The following is a 14,654-nucleotide window of genomic DNA, read 5'->3' on the forward strand; positions in this document are numbered from 1 at the left end:
TATCGGCCTCCTCAGGTCATGAGCACGGCACAGCTGTCCGCATTCCAGCGCAGAAACACATTGTCACCCCAGGTAGGATTATTCTGCCGGTGCCGGTCAATATTGGGCAGGGTGGCCAAAATGCGCTTACCGGATGGCAGCCGCACATGATAAATGGAGACATCACCCAGATAGGCAATTTCATCCACCACACCCCGCAGACGATTATATTCCTGCTCCGGCTCGGTAAAGCTCAGGTGCATTTTTTCCGGCCGCACCGCTATCATGATGGGCAGGCCCTCACCAATAGACACACCATGGTTGATTTGCAACGGGCGCTTTACATCAGGGCAGCGAATCAGTGCACTGTCGGCTTCGTTACTTTCCAGCACACCGTCAAACACGTTTACCGAGCCGATAAACTCGGCACTGAAGCGGCAGTTGGGGTATTCATATACATCCAGCGGCTCGCCTACCTGCACCAGCCGGCCCTTGTTCATAATGGCTATACGTCCGGCCATGGTCATGGCCTCTTCCTGATCGTGGGTCACCATCACACAGGTCACGCCCACTTTCTCGATAATGTTCACCAGCTCCAGCTGCATTTCTTCCCTGAGCTTTTTGTCGAGCGCGCCCATGGGCTCGTCAAGCAGCAGTAGCTTGGGGCGCTTGGCCAGACTGCGCGCCAGCGCCACCCGCTGACGCTGACCGCCGGACAGCTGATGGGGCTTGCGGCGGGCATAGTCTTCCATGTGCACCAGTTTGAGCATTTCTGCCACTCGCTCAGCAATCTCGTTCTTGGGCAGCTTGTCCTGTTTCAGCCCAAAGGCGATGTTGGCTTCCACCGTCATATGGGGAAAAAGCGCGTAAGACTGAAACATCATATTGATGGGTCTGTCGTAGGGAGGCACATCGGCAATATCGACGCCGTCGAGAAAAATTTCTCCCTTGCTCGGCGGTTCAAACCCGGCCAGCATGCGCAGCAAAGTGGACTTGCCACAACCCGAGGCTCCCAGCAGGGCAAAAATTTCCCCCCGCTGCACTTCCAGGCTGACGTCGTCCACCGCCGGCTGACCATCATATAACTTGCTGACGCCGCGAATATTTAAAAACGGTGCCGTGACCGCACTAATGGCTTGTTCCTGCTCTGGCATGCTTGTCTCCGTATTGCTTGCTTAACGTTAGCTGACCTGCAAAAACATTGAAGCTCCGGAGCAACGGCAGGGATTACCGGATTCGACCGTCAAATGCCAGGGATGGCATTTGCCGAGCGCTACATGGATGTACTTGCAGCGTGTCGAAGGAGGTAGCCCTGCCGGTGCTTCGGTGTGGCTCCGAAGCTTGTTTACCTGCCAGTTTTTACCCGGGTCCAGGCGCGGGTGATCACCCGGTTTACTTTTTGCGGCAACAGTTTGGCGGTGTAGAGCTTGTCGGCCACTTCCTGGCTGGGATAAATGCCCGGATCGTTAAGAATGTCGGCATCCACAAACTCATTGGCGTTTTTATTGGGGTTGGCGTAAGCCACATAGTTGGAGACTTCCCCTATCACCTCGGGCTTGAGCAGGTAGTTAATCAGTGCATGAGCATTGTCGGGGTGTTTGGCATCCTTGGGAATGGTCAGCATATCCACCCACATCAGCGCTCCTTCCTTTGGAATGCGATAGGCCACCTTGACGCCTCTGTCTGCTTCATCGGCTCTGTCTCTGGCCTGCAGTATGTCGCCGGACCAGCCCACGGCCACGCAGATGTCACCGTTGGCCAGATCGTTAATGTATTTGGAGGAATGGAAATAGGTAATGTGGGGGCGCAGCTGCATCATCAGCTCGGTAGCCGGACCATTGTAATCGGCGGCATTGGTGCTGTTCGGATCCAGCCCTTTATAGTTGAGCGCCGCGGCGAAAATTTCGGTGGGCGCATCCAGAAAAGCCACGCCACAACCAGCCAGCTTTTCCAGGTTGTCCGGGTTCAGTACCAGATCCCAGGAGTCGACCGGCGCATCCTCGCCTAACGCCTCTTTCACCTTGTCGACGTTATAACCTATGCCGGTGGTGCCCCATAAATAGGGAATGCCAAACTGGTTGCCGGGATCTTTCTCCTGCAGCAACGCCATGATGCGCGGATCCAGGTTGTCGTAATTGGGCAGTTTTTGCTTGTTCAGCGGTAAAAAAGCCCCGGCCTGAATTTGCCGGCCCATAAAGTCACCGGTGGGCACGACCACATCAAAACCGGTATTGCCCGCCAGCAGCTTGGCTTCCAGCACTTCGTTGGAGTCAAATACATCGTAGGTGACCTCAATGCCGGTTTCTTTGGTGAAGTTGGCCAGGGTGTCTTCGGCGATATAATCAGACCAGTTATAAAAGTTGACCTGAGCCGGCTCCTGCGCCTGTACATTCAGCGCCAGTGCCACACCGGCGGCCAGCAGTCCGGTTTTAAAAACGGGAGATTTAGTCATGGTGCTTTCCTTGTCGGTTGTTCAGCGTAGAAAGGGTCAAATCCAGCGTTTGGCGTGCCTTGTCTATCAGCTCGTCTACCTGCTGATGAGTGATCACCAGCGGCGGTGAAATAATCATGGTGTCGCCCACGGCGCGCATCACCAGCCCCATCTCCAGGCTGTGCTCCCGGCAAATCATGCCGGCACCGGCGCTCTCTGAGTAACGGGCTTGCGTGGCTTTGTCGGCCACCAGTTCCAGCGCGGCTACCAGCCCCAGACCACGGGTCTCCCCTACCAGAGGATGGCTGGCCAGACTGGCCCAGCGCTGTTGCAGGTAAGGACCAATATCATCATGCACCCGCTCAATAATGTGCTCTTGCTGCATCACTTCGATATTGGCCTGGGCCACGGCACAGGCCACCGGGTGGCCTGAGTAAGTGTAGCCGTGAAAGAATTCCCCACCGGCAATCAGGGTGTGTGCCACCCGCTCACCCACCGCCACCGCACCCAGGGGAATGTAGCCGGAGGTAATGCCCTTGGCCATGCACAGCAAGTCGGGCTCCAGGCCGTAGTATTCGCTGGCAAACCAGTGGCCGGTGCGGCCAAAGCCGCAGATCACTTCGTCCACCACCAGCAGAATGTCGTACTTTTTACAGATGCGCTGTATTTCCGGCCAGTAGCTGGCGGGAGGAATAATGACGCCGCCGGCCCCCTGAATGGGCTCGCCGATAAAAGCGGCTATCCGCTCGGGCCCAAGCTCCAGAATTTTCTGCTCCAGCTGCCCGGCCCGCTCCAGACCAAATTCATGGGGCGTCATTCCCTGCCCTTCGGCAAAATAATAGGGCTGATCAATATGCACCATGTCCGGCAGCGGCAGACCGCCCTGTGCATGCATGGGCTTCATACCGCCAAGAGAGGCCCCGGCAAGCGTGGAGCCGTGATAGGCATTTTTGCGGCTGATAATCACCTGCCGCTTCGGCTGGCCCTGCTGTGCCCAGAAATGTCGCACCATGCGCACGACAGTGTCGTTACACTCGGAGCCGGAGCCGGTAAAAAACACATGCTGCATATTTCCGGGCAAAATACCCGCCAGGGTGGCGGCAAGCCTGGCCGCCGGCGGATGGGTGGTCTGAAAAAACAGATTGTAATAAGGCAGCTGCTGTAACTGCTGATGCGCCGCCTCTATCAGCTCCTGACGGCCATAGCCCAGATTCACACACCAAAGCCCGGCCATGCCGTCAAGAATGCGCTGGCCCTGGCTGTCCCACAGGTACACCCCCTCACCCCGCTCAATCACCCGGGCCCCCTTTTGCTGCAGCGCCCGGCTGTCAGTGAAAGGATGCAGATGATGAGACGCATCCAGCTGTTGCCACGATACTTGATTCAACTCCGGCATGATTGACTCCTGTCAGCAGTTATACGTTCAGCAGCAGAAACTCCCGTTCCCAGGCGCTGATCACCGTAAAGAAAGCTTCATATTCCTTGCGCTTGACCGCGATAAAGGCCCGTACAAAGCGATCCCCCAATATGTCCCGCAGCTGCTCGCACTGCTCCAGCTCCAGCAGGGCTTCTTCGAGGTTGCGAGCCAGGCCAAAGGGCATGTCGTAGGCGCTGCCCACCACTTCTTCCGTAGGAGCAATGCGCTGTTTCATGCCGAGGTAACCGCAGGCCAGGCTGGCTGCGAGCGCCAGATAAGGGTTGGCATCGGCACCGGCAAAGCGGTTTTCAATACGCCGGTCAGCCAGGCCCGAACGCGGCACCCGCAGCCCCACAGTGCGGTTGTCTTCTCCCCAGGCCATATTGCGCGGAGCTGAGTCACCAAAAGCCAGCCGGCGGTAGGAGTTAACATTGGGCGCAAACAGCGCCACCGCTCCGGGAATAAAGCGCTGCATGCCACCTATATAATGGAGAAACAGCTCACTGTGACTGCCGTCCGGATTGGCAAACAGATTGTTACCTTCTGCATCTACCAGGCTCTGATGAATGTGCATGGCGCTGCCGGGTTCGTTTTTCATCGGCTTGGCCATAAAGGTGGCATACACGTTGTGGCGCATGGCCGCCTCGCGCATAGTGCGCTTGAACAGAAACACCTGATCGGCCAGATCCATGGCATCGCCATGAATAAAGTTCACCTCCATCTGCGCCGCCCCGGATTCGTGGATCAGGGTATCCACTTCCAGATCCTGCGCCTCGCAGAAGTCGTACATTTCCTCAAAGATAGGATCAAACTCGTTAACCGCATCAATGCTGAACGACTGACGGGCAGTCTCGGGCCGGCCATTGCGGCCAATGGGGGGCTCCAGCGGGTAGTCCCAGTCTTCGTTTTTCTTCACCAGAAAAAATTCAAGCTCGGGAGCCACTACCGGCCGCCAGCCTTCCTGCTCGTAAAGCTTGAGTACCCGGCGCAGCACACTGCGCGGCGCAATTTCCACCGGATTACCGTCGGCATCGAAACAGTCGTGGATCACCTGTGCGGTGGGTTCGCTGGCCCAGGGCACCAGACGGGGCGTATTGATGTCGGCATGCAGCTCCATGTCGCGCTCGGTCCAGTCGATGTTTTCATCATCGGGCCAGTCGCCATTCACGGTTTGCAGAAAAATATTGTCGGGCAGGCGCATACCGCCTTCTTTCAGAAACTTGCTGGCGGGCAGTATTTTGCCCCGGGCATTACCGGTAAAGTCGGGCAGCAGGCATTCCACTTCGGTAATGGCATGCTGCTGCATCCACTGGCGCAGCCATTCCATATCGCGATTTTCAGGATCTTGAACACTCATAATTCAGGCTCTGGATGAAAAACACACTGGTCAGCATAGTCCATATCGGTGTAAAAGTATGCTAGACATAGACATAGCGTATCGTTAATAAAAAACTAATGTTACTCTAATGTAAATTTTTAACCTTTACAATTTAACAACGTTTTATGGATAGTAAACATGGTTTGACTGTTTAAGGATAAACTCATGACCAAATCCCGTTACCGGTCCCGCACCGGCCAGCTCGCCTCATCCTGGGCTGATTATCAGTCTGTGGATCTGATGCTGTGTGATATCAATGGCGTTATTCGCGGCAAACGCATTCAGACCAGCGCCTTTGAAAAGGCGCTGGAGCAGGGCATCAGCCTGCCAGCTTCGGTGTTTGCCCTCGACATTACCGGCCAGACAGTGGAAGAAACCGGTATGGGCCTGGCGCAAGGGGACAGTGATCGGGTATGCCGGCTGCTGCCTCACACCCTGGCCCCCGTGCCCTGGCACAAAATTCCGTCCGGGCAGATTTTAATGACCATGGAAGATGTTGACGGCAGCCCGTTTTTTGCCGATCCCCGCCATGTGCTGCAGGGGGTGCTTAGCCGGCTGAAAGAAAAAGGCCTGCACCCCTGTGTGGCAGTGGAGCTGGAGTTTTATCTGGTGGATCAAAAAGAAGGGGCCGACGGCCTGCCCCAGCCGCCCATTTTGCCGGGCACAGACGAGCGCATGCACGACACCCAGGTCTATTCCCTGGACGATCTCGACAGCTGGGAAGACTTCCTTATTCAGGTAGCCGAGGTGTGCAAACTGCAGGGCATTCCTGCCGACAATGCCGTAGCCGAATATGCACCGGGCCAGTTTGAAATTAACCTGACTCACCAGCACGATGCCGTGGCCGCCTGCGATCAGGCCATTTTGCTCAAGCGGGCAATCAAGGCCATTGCCATCAAGCAGGGCATGTATGCCACCTTTATGGCAAAACCTTACAACGGCCAGGCCGGCTCGGGTATGCATATTCATGTGAGCCTGCTGGATGATGACGGCAATAATGTCTTTGCCGAGGATCACGAGCTGTTGCGTCAGGCCATTGCCGGCACCCTCAGCATGCTGCCGGAGTCGATGGCGTTGTTTGCCCCCAATGCCAACTCCTTTCGCCGGCTGCAGCCCCATATGTTTGTGCCTCTGCACGCCAGCTGGGGCTTTGACAACCGCACTGTGGCGGTGCGCATTCCGTCCGGCGATCCCGCCAATACCCGGCTGGAGCACCGCGTTGCCGGTGCCGATGCCAACCCCTATCTGGTGGTGGCGGCCATTCTTGCTGCTGTGGATCACGGCATTACCGAACAGCTGCATCCGCCCGCCCCCATTCAGGGTGATGCCAACAAGCTGGATCTGGCGCTGCTGCCCTACCGCTGGCAAAGCGCGCTGGACCGTTTTGCCCAGTCGCACCGGCTGTCGCAATATCTGGGCAAGGAGTTTCATCGCGCTTATCTTATCAACAAGCGTTTTGAACTGGCCGAATTCGATCAGCATGTCACGCCGCTGGAATATCAGTGGTATCAACACCTAGTGTAAGAGTCAGGAGCCTTTATGCAGTCTCACGCCGATTCCTATTACGCCGCATCTGCCCACTCGGTACTCGATCACCCTGCCCTGCATGACAACCTGGAGGTGGATGTATGCATTGTGGGGGCCGGAATTACCGGCTGCAGTGCCGCACTTAATCTGGCAGAACGAGGTTATAAGGTCGCCGTGCTGGACAGCCATAAAGTGGGCTGGGGTGCCTCCGGACGCAGCGGCGGCCAGATGATTTTTGGCTATGCCTGTGAGCAGCACACCCTTAAAAAGCTGGTGGGAGACACCGTCGGCCGGCAATTATGGAACATCTCCATTGAGGCCCTCACCCAAATGCGCCAACGCATTGATAAACACAATATTCACTGTGACCTGGCCAACGGCCACCTGCATGCGGCGGTAAAACCCCGGCATATGAAAGAGCTGGAAAGCTGGGCCAACAGCCTGCGCCAGGATTATGGCTACGACTCGCTGGAGATGTGGAGCAAAGAGCAGGTGCGCGGGCAAATGAGCACTGAAGCTTATCTTGGTGGCCTTTATGACAGCGCCAGCGGTCATGTGCATCCGCTTAATTACACCCTTGGGCTGGCACAAGCCGCTGCCGAGGCCGGCGCGCAGTTTTTTGAATACACCCCCGCCACCCGCATTGAGCAGGGCGAGCACCCTGTGGTACACACCCCTCATGGCGTGGTGCGCTGCCGCCATCTGTTGCTGTGCGGTAACGCCTATCTGGAGGGCATAGCGCCGGATATTGAGCGCAAGATCATGCCGGTGGGCACCTATATTACCGCTACCGAGCCGCTGGGAGAGGAGCGGGCCAGGCAATTAATTGCCAACAACATGGCAGTGGCCGATATCAACTTTGTGCTCGACTATTTTCGTCTGAGTGCTGATCACCGCCTGCTGTTCGGTGGCCGGGTCAGTTACTCCGGGCTGGATCCGGTCAACCTGGCAGACTCCATGGGCAAGCGGCTGCGCCATGTGTTTCCGCAGCTGAAAGGCGTTAAACAAGCGTACACCTGGGGCGGCTATGTGGGCATCACCATGAACCGGGCCCCCCACTTCGGCCGGCTCAACGGCAATGTGTATTTTGCCCAGGGATTCTCCGGCCACGGCATTGCCCTGACCGGCATGGCCGGCAGCCTGATGGCAGACGCCATTGCCGGCAGCGCCGAGCGCTTTGATTTGTTTTCCCGCATTCCCCATCACGACTTTCCCGGCGGCCGGCTGCTGCGCACGCCGGCACTGGTGCTGGCCATGACCTGGTACCGGCTGCGGGATCTGTTGTAAATGTAAGCAGAATATGCTCCATTGAAAGCAATGGAAAGGAGGCGGCTTTATGGAGCAACTGGAGTTTTTTGATGTCCCCAGCCCCTGCACCGGCGTCTGCCAGGTCAACAACAGGGGTTACTGCAAGGGCTGCTTTCGCAGCCGGGACGAGCGCTTTAACTGGCTGAAGTTTACTCCCGCCCAGCGCCGGGAGGTGATCCGCCTGTGCCAGGATCGCAAGCGCCGGGTGCTGGCCGCCGCCCGCAAGAAACAGCTGGAGCTGGAGCTCGAACAGCAACATACTCCGCCCCAGGATACCCTGCCATTGTAAGGCTACACCTCCATTGTCTGTAATAAAGGAGTTCACGAATCAGCAGCGCGGTTACACTCCGCCGACACGCTTCAAGTACCTCCATGTAACGCTCGGCTACGGCAATCCCCACTGCTGCTTCGAGCAACGTCGGAGTTGTCGGGTCGGTTGGGACGAGTCCCAACTTAATCTGTTACAACCTTTCCCTGATAAGCCCGGCAATCAACGCCGCCGGTGCGTCTTCCAGATGCATATGATGGCCGCCGTCGAGCACTCGATAAGTCAACTCGGGCACCAGTTTCAACAGTGGCTGCACGCCGTCAATTTCATCACCCCGTTCAGCCATCATCAGCAGCACCGGCATGCTTAGCCGCTGCAAAAATGCCGCTATCTGTTCGTTACACAAACGCACCACAGAGGGCTGGCTCAGGGCGATATCGTGCCGCCAGACCCAGCCTTCAGGCCTGTGTTCCAGACTGCGGGCCAGCAGCCAGTTTGCGGCTTCACGGCTGACCGGATAACGGCCACTCATGCGAGCCTGCAGCGCATCATTAAAGCTTGAGTAAGGCCGCCAGCCGCGCCGGCGAATGCGCTTGCCTTTTTTCAGTGCCGCCGCCATTTGCTCCGGCAGAGTATCGGCGGCGTAGGTGCGCGGGGCCAGGCCGTCGAGCAGCATCAGCTGGCTGATCCGTTCAGGAAAAGCCCCTGCCAGCAGGGTAGCGATACTGGCCCCCATGGAGTGGGCGAGCAGCGCCACTTGCTTAAGTTCAAGTGCATCCAGCAAGGCCAGCACATCGGCCACATTATCCCAGATGTAATAGGGCTGGCCGGGAGCGCGGTGATCGGAGCGGCCGTGGCCGGCCAGATCCGGGGCAATCAAACGAACGTCGGGCAACCGCTGCGCCAGCAGGGTAAAGCTGGCGGCGTTATCGAGCCAGCCGTGCAGCGCTACCAGAGGTGTCCCTTGCGGATCACCCCACTCTACCACCGCCAGCCGGCGGCCATCCAGATCGATATGGTATTCCCGGGGATCACTCATGCCAGGACTCAGGGTACTTGTAACCTTCAAACTGCTTGCTGGCGTATTCTTTAAACACCTCACTGTTATAGGCGGCGATCACATCCTGCACAAAGGGTTGCTCTTTGTCTTCGGCACGCACCACCACCCAGTTGATAAAGTCGTAACTGCGCTCCAGAAACAACCCGTCGCTGAAGGGAATACCACTGGATGCGGCATAATTGCCGTTAATCACCGCAAAATCCACGTCCTGCCGTGAGCGCGGCAGCTGGGCGGCTTCCAGCATTACCAGTCGAATGCCTTTGGGATTCTCCGCCACATCAAACTCGCTGGCCTTGAGTGGATCTATGTCCTTTTTAAGGGTAATCCAGCCCATGTCTTCCAGCATCAGCAGGGCCCGGGCCTGATTGGTGGGATCATTGGGAATGGCAACCGTGCTGCCCAGCTTTACCTGTTCAAGCGAATCCGCCTTGCCGGCATAGAGCCCCATGGGGCCGGTGGGTACCTGGGTGATGGGGCTCAGCGCCAGGCCGCGGCTTTGGCTGAAAGTATCCAGATAAGGCTTGTGCTGAAAACAGTTTACATCCAGTGAACCTTCCGCCAGGGCCAGATTGGGCATCACATAATCGGTGAACTCCACCAGTGTCACTGTGTAGCCCTGTGCTTCAAGCTGGGGCTTGATCGACTCGGTGACCATGTCGGCAAAGTCGCCGACTGTGGTACCAATCACAATTTCCTGTTTGGCCTCATCCACCGCCAGCAGCGGAAAGGAGCACAGCGCCAGCAAGGGCAGAGCAAGGGAAAGACGGGACATAAGCACTCCTTTGAAACGGAATCACATAACGGACGTTTAGACGTCCATAATATGCAAGAGGATTCAAACAGGCAATGGATTTATCGGCTTACACGCCCCGCTCGTTGTTCCAGATAATCACATGCAGCTGGGGCAGCACCCGGGCGTTGAACCAGCCATCGGCGGTGACTCTGTCCACCAGCCAGCGCAGGCGAGCATTCAGCGCCTCAAGATCGGTTTCCCGCTCCGGCTCGTCGGGGGTGGCGGGCACCGGGTTGCAGGGCTGCAGGGTGAGCGGCAGTTGCGGATAGCGGGCGGCAAATTCACGGGCCCACTGATAATCGGCTTCGTCGGCAATCACCAGTTTGAGGGTGACTTGCGTATTCACCCCGGCGGCGGCCAGACAGGCATCAAACCGGCTTTGGCTGAAGGCCATGCCCGCCGACGGCGGCTTGGGGCTTAAGGTCAGGTGATCGAGCTGGGCAAACCAGTCCTGCACCTTGCTGCCCTGAGTTTCAATGGCAAAGGTGTAGCCCCGTGCATGGCCAAGATCCAGCAGCTCCCCCAGCGGTTGCAGCGCCGGATTACCGCCGGAGAGCGTTACCAGCAGTGGCCGGCCGCCGCTCAGGCGCTCCACCTCGGCCAGCACCGCCCTGGCGCTCGTGGGGGTCCAGTCGGCCTTGAAACGGGGCTCGACCGCATAGAGGGTATCGCACCAGCTGCAACGAAAGTCACAACCGCCGGTGCGCACAAACACGGTGGGCACACCGGTGAGCGCTCCTTCCCCCTGAATGGTGGGACCAAAGATTTCGCTGATGGCGATCATGGCCGGAACTCCGCCCAGGTTTTGGGGGTTTCCGATACCGCCACGGCACTCACCTCAGGCCAGCGTGCCCGCGCCCAGTCATAGAGGTGGCGGGCCAGCCGCTCGGCGGTGGTGCACTCGTCCCCCAGCACCTCGTTGAGGTGACGGTGATCGAGCTGGTTGTCGATGTAATCCTTGAACGCCTTGAGTTCAAGGTAGTCGCGCACAAAGCCGTACTGATCGAGATGCTCACTTTGCAGCTCGATCACCACCACATAGTTATGGCCGTGCAGCCGGGCGCAGGGATGCCAGTCGGGCATTTGTTTCAACTGGTGCGAGGCGGAAAAATGAAACTCTTTTTTGATGGTATACATTATTTCGCCCTCGCCACTGCCTGCTGCCAGAACTCCGTGTCCTGATAAGAGGTGGGATCTTTCAGACCAGCCAGAGCCATGGCCTCAATACGCTCCACACAGGTACCACAGCGGCCGCAGTGCTGCTCGCCGCCTTCATAGCAGGACCAGGTATCGGCCACCGGCACTCTGAAGCGGGCCGCATCCCGGGCAATGTCGGTCTTGTCGGTGTTGACGTAAGGGGCCAGCAGCGCCACCTCGGCCACGCCGTCGAGGGCTTGTGCCTGCATCTCGGCAAACAGACGAATAAAGTCGGGGCGGCAGTCGGGATAGATAAAATGATCACCGCCATGCACCGCCAGCGCCACCGTATCGAGGCCACGGGCAGCGGCCACGCCAAACGCGATGGTCAGCATGATGGCATTGCGGTTGGGCACGACTGTCACCTTCATGTTTTCTTCGCTGTAGTGGCCGTGGGGCACGTCTATGTCGTCGGTCAGTGCCGAGCCGGAAAGCTGGCGGCCGATATGGCCGATGTCCATTACCAGATGAGGTACATTGAGGCGCTCGGCACACAGCCGCGCGGCGTCGATTTCTTTTTTGTGGCGCTGACCGTAGTCAAAGGTCAGCAGAGCGCCGAGGGCATTGTCCGCCGCCAGACGCCAGGCAAGCGTGACGGAGTCAAATCCGCCGGAGCAGATCAGCAGTGCTTTCATAGATTGTGTCCTTGTTTTGTCCGGGTAGGCTGCGACCGGGTAAAAAGCGATGGGCATTTTAACGCCGTGGGCGGTGAGCGCAAGTCTGGGGACTGGCAATGATGCGCTCCCCCTCTAATCCCAAATCCCTAATCTCTATTCCCTGGTGCACTACACACTAAAAAAGGGCGCCGAAGCGCCCTTGATATTCACCAGACAGAGATCAGTGCTTAACGTGCTCCGCCAGATACAGCCAGGTGTCGATCACGGTATCCGGGTTGAGGGACACGGAGTCGATGCCCTGCTCCACCAGCCAGGCGGCAAAGTCGGCGTGATCCGACGGGCCCTGACCGCAGATGCCCACGTACTTGCCGGCCTTGCGGGCAGCCTGAATGGCCATGGCCAGCAGCGCCTTGACCGCCTCGTCACGCTCGTCAAAGGAGCCCGCTACCAGTCCGGAGTCCCGATCCAGGCCCAATGTGAGCTGGGTCATGTCGTTGGAGCCGATGGAAAAGCCGTCAAAGTAGTTGAGGAACTTGTCCGCCAGCAGGGCGTTGGACGGCAGCTCGCACATCATAATGACCTTGAGCCCGTTTTCACCGCGCTTGAGGCCGTTCTCGCCAAGAATGTCGATGACCGACGCCGCTTCGTTCAGGGTGCGCACGAAGGGGATCATGATCTCGACGTTGGTCAGCCCCATGTCTTCACGCACCCGCTTCATCGCTTCACATTCCATGGCAAAGCAGTCACGGAAGTCGTCAGAGATATAACGGGACGCGCCACGGAAGCCCAGCATGGGGTTTTCTTCGTCCGGTTCGTAGGCGTCACCGCCCAGCAGGTTGGCGTATTCGTTCGACTTGAAGTCAGACATACGCACTATCACCCGCTCCGGCCAGAAGGCAGACGCCAGGGTGGCGATGCCTTCGGTCAGCTTGGCCACAAAGAATTCCCGCGGGCTGTCGTAGCCGGCGATGATCTCGTCGATTTTGAGCTTGAGCTCGGGGCTTTCACTGTCGTAGTTCAGCAGCGCCTTGGGATGCACGCCAATCATGCGGTTGATGATAAATTCCAGCCGCGCCAGGCCCACACCGGCGTTGGGCAGCTGAGCAAAGTCAAAGGCCCGGTCGGGGTTACCCACGTTCATCATTACCTTCACCGGCGAGGCAGGCATGGAGCCCACTTCCGAGGTATTGACGCTGAACTCCAGCTTGCCGTTATAAATAAAGCCGGTGTCGCCTTCGGCACAGGATACAGTGACCTGCTGGCCATCCTGTACCAGCTCGGTGGCGTTGCCACAGCCCACCACGGCGGGAATGCCGAGTTCACGGGCAATAATGGCCGCGTGACAGGTGCGCCCGCCTCTGTTGGTCACGATGGCAGCAGCCCGCTTCATGATTGGCTCCCAGTCCGGGTCGGTCATGTCGGTTACCAGCACATCACCGGCCTTGATATCGTCCATCTGCTCAATGGATTCAATCACCTTGGCAGTACCGGCACCAATTTTATGACCGATGGCGCGGCCTTCGGCAATCACGTCACCCTGCTGGCTGAGCGCGAAACGCTCCAGCACATTGGCATCCTGACGGCTGCGTACCGTTTCCGGACGAGCCTGTACGATATAAAGCTTGCCGTCTGCACCATCTTTTGCCCACTCAATGTCCATCGGACGCTGGTAGTGCTTTTCGATGATCATGGCCTGCTTGGCCAGCTCCATCACTTCCTCGTTGGTGAGGGAGAACTGACGACGCTCTTCCCGGCTGGTTTCCTTGATATCCACCTGCTTGCCAAGTTCGGCACCGCCGGCGTAGATCATTTTCTGCAGCTTGGAGCCCAGCGTTTTACGCACCACCGCGGGGCGGCCGGCCGTGAGTGTTGGCTTGTGCACGTAGAACTCATCGGGGTTCACCGCACCCTGCACGACCATTTCACCCAGGCCCCAGGCGGAAGTTACAAACACCACCTGATCAAAACCGGACTCGGTATCCAGAGTAAACATGACGCCAGAGGCGGCAATGTCGGAACGCACCATGCGCTGAATGCCCGCCGACAACGCCACGCCCTTATGGTCGTAACCCTGGTGCACACGGTAAGAAATGGCCCGGTCGTTAAACAATGACGCAAAGACGTGCTTGATGGCTTCCATTACCGAGTCAAGGCCACGCACGTTGAGGAAGGTTTCCTGCTGCCCGGCAAAGGAGGCATCGGGCATGTCTTCAGCGGTGGCAGACGAGCGCACCGCAAACGACGCCTGCTCACCGGCCTTGCCACACAGCTCGGTGTAGGCATCACGAATGGCGTTTTCCAGCTCGGGCTGGAACGGCGTGTCAATCACCCACTGGCGAATAGACTTGCCGGCGTCACCCAGGGCGGCGATGTTATCTACATCCAGTTTGTCGAGCAGGTCATGAATCCTGTCGTTCAGGCCGCTCTGTTCAAGAAATTCGTTAAAGGCATAGGCGGTGGTCGCAAAGCCACCGGGCACGGATACACCGGCACCGGCCAATTGGCTTATCATCTCGCCCAAAGAAGCGTTCTTGCCGCCAACCCGGTCTACGTCGTTCATACCGAGTTGCTCATACCAGATCACATATTCCTGCACTGCCACGTCTCCACAAAAAGGGTTGGGATATCCGTATCTCATCAGATTTCTGTGTAGGATCAGACCCTTGGTATTGTTGTAAT

13 protein-coding genes are annotated in these 14,654 nt (G+C 57.8%); 3 read left to right on the top strand and 10 right to left on the bottom strand.

Annotated features, from left to right (window positions below; translation table 11 throughout):
• Positions 1-11 precede the first annotated feature (11 nt).
• From potG to R0I78_RS08655, 4 genes are all read right to left on the bottom strand, one after another.
• Complete coding sequence (gene potG / locus R0I78_RS08640; protein ID WP_317075053.1) at positions 12-1,133, bottom strand: putrescine ABC transporter ATP-binding subunit PotG; 1,122 nt, start codon at positions 1,131-1,133, stop codon at positions 12-14.
• 191 nt (positions 1,134-1,324) lie between these two features.
• The gene (locus R0I78_RS08645) at positions 1,325-2,431 is read right to left on the bottom strand and encodes an extracellular solute-binding protein (RefSeq protein WP_019934872.1); all 1,107 of its coding nucleotides are present in this window, start codon (positions 2,429-2,431) and stop codon (positions 1,325-1,327) included.
• Complete coding sequence (locus R0I78_RS08650; protein WP_317075054.1) at positions 2,424-3,806, bottom strand: aspartate aminotransferase family protein; 1,383 nt, start codon at positions 3,804-3,806, stop codon at positions 2,424-2,426. Before R0I78_RS08650 ends, R0I78_RS08645 begins: the two co-directional genes overlap by 8 nt.
• Before the next feature lie 19 nt (positions 3,807-3,825).
• A complete protein-coding gene (locus R0I78_RS08655) occupies positions 3,826-5,184 on the bottom strand; it encodes a glutamine synthetase family protein (RefSeq protein ID WP_410506574.1) in 1,359 nt (452 codons plus the stop codon).
• 186 nt (positions 5,185-5,370) lie between these two features.
• Here R0I78_RS08655 and R0I78_RS08660 point away from each other — a divergent pair, with 186 nt between their 5' ends.
• The 3 genes from R0I78_RS08660 to R0I78_RS08670 are packed head-to-tail and all read left to right on the top strand — an operon-like array spanning position 5,371 to position 8,329.
• Positions 5,371-6,729 carry a glutamine synthetase family protein gene (locus tag R0I78_RS08660; RefSeq protein WP_317075055.1) on the top strand — a complete coding sequence of 453 codons (1,359 nt, stop codon included), beginning with the start codon at positions 5,371-5,373 and terminating at the stop codon, positions 6,727-6,729.
• A gap of 15 nt (positions 6,730-6,744) precedes the next feature.
• Positions 6,745-8,019 carry an FAD-binding oxidoreductase gene (locus R0I78_RS08665; protein ID WP_317075056.1) on the top strand — a complete coding sequence of 425 codons (1,275 nt, stop codon included), beginning with the start codon at positions 6,745-6,747 and terminating at the stop codon, positions 8,017-8,019.
• A 49-nt stretch (positions 8,020-8,068) separates the two neighbouring features.
• Entirely contained in the window at positions 8,069-8,329 is a 261-nt protein-coding gene (locus tag R0I78_RS08670) for a DUF1289 domain-containing protein (RefSeq protein ID WP_317075057.1), read from the top strand.
• 172 nt (positions 8,330-8,501) lie between these two features.
• Here the strand turns inward: R0I78_RS08670 and R0I78_RS08675 are convergent, their stop codons facing one another.
• The 6 genes from R0I78_RS08675 to ppsA all read right to left on the bottom strand — a co-directional run bounded on the left by R0I78_RS08675 (position 8,502) and on the right by ppsA (position 14,571).
• On the bottom strand, positions 8,502-9,347 hold the full coding sequence (locus R0I78_RS08675) for an alpha/beta hydrolase (RefSeq protein ID WP_317075058.1): 846 nt from the start codon (positions 9,345-9,347) through the stop codon (positions 8,502-8,504).
• The gene (locus R0I78_RS08680) at positions 9,340-10,140 is read right to left on the bottom strand and encodes a MetQ/NlpA family ABC transporter substrate-binding protein (protein WP_317075059.1); all 801 of its coding nucleotides are present in this window, start codon (positions 10,138-10,140) and stop codon (positions 9,340-9,342) included. Before R0I78_RS08680 ends, R0I78_RS08675 begins: the two co-directional genes overlap by 8 nt.
• An 88-nt stretch (positions 10,141-10,228) precedes the next feature.
• Positions 10,229-10,945 (bottom strand): 7-carboxy-7-deazaguanine synthase QueE, encoded by a 717-nt coding sequence (gene queE / locus R0I78_RS08685; protein WP_317075060.1) that lies wholly within the window; start codon positions 10,943-10,945, stop codon positions 10,229-10,231.
• Positions 10,942-11,298: a 6-carboxytetrahydropterin synthase QueD gene (queD, locus tag R0I78_RS08690; RefSeq protein WP_317075061.1), complete on the bottom strand. Its 357-nt coding sequence runs from the start codon at positions 11,296-11,298 to the stop codon at positions 10,942-10,944. Before queD ends, queE begins: the two co-directional genes overlap by 4 nt.
• Positions 11,298-11,993 carry a 7-cyano-7-deazaguanine synthase QueC gene (gene queC / locus R0I78_RS08695; protein WP_019934882.1) on the bottom strand — a complete coding sequence of 232 codons (696 nt, stop codon included), beginning with the start codon at positions 11,991-11,993 and terminating at the stop codon, positions 11,298-11,300. The genes queD and queC overlap by 1 nt, the downstream gene beginning before the upstream one ends.
• Positions 11,994-12,195: 202 nt before the next feature.
• Entirely contained in the window at positions 12,196-14,571 is a 2,376-nt protein-coding gene (ppsA, locus tag R0I78_RS08700; protein WP_317075083.1) for a phosphoenolpyruvate synthase, read from the bottom strand.
• Positions 14,572-14,654 lie beyond the last annotated feature (83 nt).

It is taken from the genome of Oceanimonas sp. CAM02, from assembly GCF_032842915.1.
Lineage (GTDB): Bacteria > Pseudomonadota > Gammaproteobacteria > Enterobacterales > Aeromonadaceae > Oceanimonas > Oceanimonas smirnovii.